5 protein-coding genes are annotated in these 4,673 nt (G+C 56.6%); all 5 read left to right on the plus strand.

All coding sequences use genetic code 11. From position 1 onward, the window contains the following. A partial coding sequence (locus tag QVP03_RS10310; RefSeq protein ID WP_288210757.1) for a type III pantothenate kinase occupies nucleotides 1-561 on the plus strand: 561 nt, incomplete at its 5' end. Next, a complete protein-coding gene (locus QVP03_RS10315; protein ID WP_022333372.1) occupies nucleotides 536-1,909 on the plus strand; it encodes an OmpP1/FadL family transporter in 1,374 nt (457 codons plus the stop codon). The genes QVP03_RS10310 and QVP03_RS10315, both read left to right, overlap by 26 nt. Nucleotides 1,910-2,031: 122 nt before the next feature. After that, on the plus strand, nucleotides 2,032-3,369 hold the full coding sequence (locus QVP03_RS10320) for a tetratricopeptide repeat protein (RefSeq protein ID WP_022333373.1): 1,338 nt from the start codon (nucleotides 2,032-2,034) through the stop codon (nucleotides 3,367-3,369). 3 nt (nucleotides 3,370-3,372) lie between these two features. Then, nucleotides 3,373-4,203, plus strand: coding sequence for an LPS export ABC transporter periplasmic protein LptC (gene lptC / locus QVP03_RS10325; RefSeq protein ID WP_230317652.1), 831 nt, complete (start codon nucleotides 3,373-3,375; stop codon nucleotides 4,201-4,203). An 18-nt stretch (nucleotides 4,204-4,221) separates the two neighbouring features. Next, nucleotides 4,222-4,673, plus strand: a 452-nt coding sequence (locus QVP03_RS10330) for a DUF21 domain-containing protein (protein WP_288210758.1), incomplete at its 3' end; no start/stop codon positions are given.

Below are 4,673 nucleotides of genomic sequence, written 5' to 3' on the forward strand. Positions count from 1 at the left end.
GCGGCGACGCTCCGCGGGCGGGTGGATTATCTGCTGGAGTTCACCTCCCAGACCCCCGTGCCCATCGGCAACGCATACCTTACGCCCGAGACGCTGGGGCGCGACAGACTGGCCGCAGCCGTCGGCGCGACAGTGCTCTATCCGGGTGAGAACGTGCTGATCGTCGATTTCGGTACGGCGGTGACCATCGACCTGGTGACGGCTGACAATACGTTCCGGGGCGGCTGCATCTCCCCGGGGGTGAAGACGCGTTTCAGGGCGCTGCACGATTACACGGCCAAGCTGCCGCTGTGTGCCGCGACCGAGGATGAAGGACTCTCGGGGCTCACGACCGAAGAGGCCATCGAGTTGGGCGTGATGAACGGGATCGCCTTCGAAATCGAAGGTTATGTCGTGCGCATGCGGGAACAAATCGACGGCCTGTGCGTAATTTTTACCGGCGGGGATGCAAAATTCTTTGTTAAACGAATTAAAAATACGATATTTGCAAACTGTAATCTGGTCTTTTGCGGATTGAATAGAATTTTAGAGCACAATGCAAGTGAAGAACACCTTGATTAAGCTGGTTGTTGCGGCAGCCGTGATGCTTCCTTATGCCGTATCGGCCCAGACAAGCAGTATTAACGCATTCTCTCCCTATACGATGTACGGCGTCGGCGAGATCAATACGCCCGGTACGACGCAGATGCGCTCGATGGGCGGCGTCGGGGTGGCCATGGGTACTCCGGGTAAAATTAATCTGCTCAACCCTGCAGCGTACAGTACCATCCCGCAAAAGAGCTTCCTCTTCAGTTTCGGCCTCGAGGGACAGAATTACTACAATTCGCAGAAGGTGGACAATGTGTCCAAAAACACGGCCTATAATACGTTCAATTTCCACGATATCGCGTTCCAGATGCCGGTCGCCAAGAAACTCGGGCTCGGGTTCAGCCTCACGCCTTACAGCTCGGTGGGCTACCGTACCAAGTATACCCAGGACTACGACCCGAACGATCCGGTTTGGGGCAATGTGGGACGCGTGCAGTACGTCTATCAGGGCGAAGGCGACGTGACGGAGGTCAAGGTCGGCCTGGGCTGGGAGATTTTCAAGAATTTCTCGTTGGGTATCGCGGCGCAGTATTACTGGGGCGACATCGACCGCAGCTTCGTGATGACCCCGACGCCGATCACGGGCGACGGAACTTTTTCGTCGACGGTCGGCAGCGACAATTACAGTATTTCGAGCATCAAAGGCCAGGTCGGCGTCCTCTGGAAGGCTGTCATGAACCAGAAACGCATGCTGACGTTCGGCGCTACGTACGATTTCGGCGGCAACCTGAACCCCGATGTGACCAAGCGGATCTATATCGGCGACCTGTATAATTCGACCGTGAAGGGCGATACGACCCATTTGGCACTTGCCTTGCCGCGTCAGCTTTCGGTGGGGGCTTATTATATGACCTCGAAATGGACGATCGGACTTGACTATGTCTATCAGAACTGGACCGGCGGCAATAAGGCGACCGAAATGACCGGGATCAGCGGGCCGGACAAATCTGCATACGAAGTGGCCTATACCAATACGAGCATGGTGAAGATGGGCGTGGAGTATACGCCGAACTATTACGACGTGCGCAGGTTCATGAAACGCTGGGCCTACCGGGCGGGTTTCCGTTACGGAACCTACAACCAGACCTACGACGGCAATAAAATCGGCGAATACGCCGTTACGTTGGGTGTAGGGGTGCCTGTGAAGTTCCTCGGCAGTTCGACCATCGACGTGGGCGTGGAATACGGACGTCGCGGCTATAACCTTTCCGAGCGCCTGGGACTGGTGCGGCAGCAGTATTTCAAATTCTCGGTCGGATTCTCGCTCTTTGCGGGTGCCGAGAACGGGGAATACTGGTTCCGCAGGCCGAAATACGATTAGTTTTTGAGCCGGAAAATTGCACGTCCGAGGAATTAGTAGTAACTTGCGACCCCGACACGGAGGTAGTTTAACTGACGAAAACAATTATAAGTATAAGAAATACAAAAATTAATCTCTGACCGATGAAAAACGTAAAATTTCTGCTTTCTGCCGCTTTGGTGTTTTTGGCTTCGGCGGCTTTGGCTCAGGATTTCAGTGCCCCGCAATATGCGAAATGGGGCGCTACTCCCGAAGAGCGTGAACAGAACATTCTGAACAGTAATTTCCTGAAAGAATCGTGCGACAACCGTGACTACGATGCCGCTGCACACTACCTCAAGGGGCTTATCGACAAGATACCCGATGCTGCGGAGTCGATCTACCAGCGCGGTGCCGTCGTGTATAAGAACAAGATCAACCGTGCCAAGAGCGTGGCGGAGAAGAACATGTTCATCGACTCGCTGATGCTGATGTACGATATGCGTGCCCAGTATTTCGGCGATAACGTCAAGCCCGGCAAGACGGCCTTTATCCTCGACCAGAAGGCGCGCGAGTTCCTGCGCTACAAACCCAACGACCGCAAGGGCATCCGCGAGGCATTCCGCGCGGCAATCGCGCAGGGCGGTGACAGCACCGACCCCGAGACCGTGGTGGCTTATTTCTCGAACCTCTGCGAGGATTACAAGAATACTGACGAGGTGATGCCCGATGAGATCATCGCCGAGTACGACCGCCTGACCCCGTTCTTCGAGAAGAACCCCGAGGCCGGCGATTACAAGTCGCAGTTCGACGCGGCTTTCGGCCTGAGCGGCGCGGCCAGCTGCGATAACCTCGAAAAACTGTTCCGCGGCAAGCTGGAGGCTGCTCCCGACGATGAGGCGTTGCTGGCGCAGGCCGTAGCCCTGATGTCGCGTGCCAAGTGCGACGGCGATTTCTATTTCTCGATTGCCGAGAAATACTATACGGTGAAACCTTCGTCGGAAACCGCGATGTTCCTTGCGCAGGCGTTCCAGAGCAAGGGCGACTATACCAAGGCCATGAAATACCTCAACGAGGCGCTTGCCGTCGAGACGGATCCCGCTGAGCGTCAGCTGCTGCTGGTGCGCATGGCGCTGGTAGGTTTGGTTTCCAACGACATCCAGGGCGCCGCATCGGCTGCCCGTCAGGCCCGCGATCTGAACCCCGAGGACGGTGTGCCGTATTTCGTACTGGCTCAGTGCTACGGCATTTCGGCAGCTCATTGTGAAGGTTTCGCCGGGCCGGCTACCTTCTGGGCAGCTTACGACACGATGGCCAAGGCCGTCGAGCTGCTGCCGAGCGATTCGGAATACCGCGAACCTGCCAAAACCTCGATGAACGCATTCCGCAGCCGTTTCCCGACTTCGGAGGAGTGCTTCTTCAACGAGTTGCAGGAAGGCGCACGCTATACCGTCAACTGCGGTACGGCTGCCGGTGTGTCGACTACTGTGCGTCCCCGCTAATTGATGGACAGATTTATCGCAAGATACGTGATGGTAGCACTCTCCGTTGTGGGGAGTGCTATCTTGCTATTCTCTTGCGAGCGTGAAGAAGAACCCGAATCGGAGTCCCGGATAGAGATGATGATGACCGAATACAGCGAAAACCTGTCGGTTGTCATGTCGCAGAACGGCCGCCGTTCGTATCATTTCAAAACCCCGCTGCTCGAAGGTTATTCGCTGGCGCGCGAGCCTTACCGCGAGTTCCCCAAGGGTGTGGAGATGACGACCTATAAGAACGATTCGCTCTCGTCGGTCGATGCCGTGCTGACGGCCAACTATGCGATCCATTACGAGACCCGCGACCTGTGGGAGGCGCGGGGAAATGTCGTGGTAGAGAAATCGGACGGCAAGAAACTCTATACGCAACAGTTGTTCTGGAACGCGCGAACCAAGAAAATCTATTCGAACGTCGATTCGAAAATCGTGCAGAACGACGGCCGCGACGTGTTCATCGGCGAAGGTTTCGAGTCGGACGAGGAGTTTAAGGACTGGCGCTTCCGCCGTATGAAGGGGCGCATGGAGGTCGAGGTCAAACCTAACGAATCGGACTCTACGGCGGTGGCCGAACCTGCCGGCCGGACTTCGGATTCGCCCCGCCCTGCGACAGACCACCCTGCGACAGACCGGCCTGCCGCTCCGGTTGCGGCGCGGCCCGCGGCACCGCTTTCCGAGGAGCCGCCTTTGGCTGCACCAGCTGTCCGCCCCGACGGGGAGGAGGAGCTCCGCCCGGCCGAACCGATCGGTGAGATACAGCCGCTGCGGCGTGCCGTACATGCGGACGAAGCGGGGGAGTAACCCAAAATAAACAGGACGATGCTTACTTCGGTCATACTGATTGTCTTAATGCTGTTATTGTCGGCATTCTTTTCGGGCATGGAGATCGCTTTCACGAGCAAGAACCGCCTGAAACTGGAGATCGACCGCAAACAGAGCCGCATGTTCGACCATATCGCGGAGATTTTTTCCCGCCACCCCGGGCAGTATATCACCACGATACTGGTGGGCAACAACATTGCCCTGGTCATCTATTCGCTTTACATGTCGTTGCTGCTGCGCGGCATCTTCTATGCGCTGGGGTGGGAAAGCATCGCCCGTAACGGTTCGGTCGCCATCGAAACGGCCGTGTCGACCGTCATCATCATCTTTGCTGCGGAGTTCCTTCCCAAGTCGATCTTCCGCAACAACCCCAACTTCTATTACCGCGCCCTGGCGCCGGTGATCTATTTCTTTTACCTGCTGCTCTATCCGATCGCCCGCCTCACGAC

This window comes from Alistipes sp. CAG:29 (assembly GCF_000435435.1).
In the GTDB taxonomy this organism is placed as follows: Bacteria; Bacteroidota; Bacteroidia; order Bacteroidales; family Rikenellaceae; genus Alistipes; species Alistipes onderdonkii.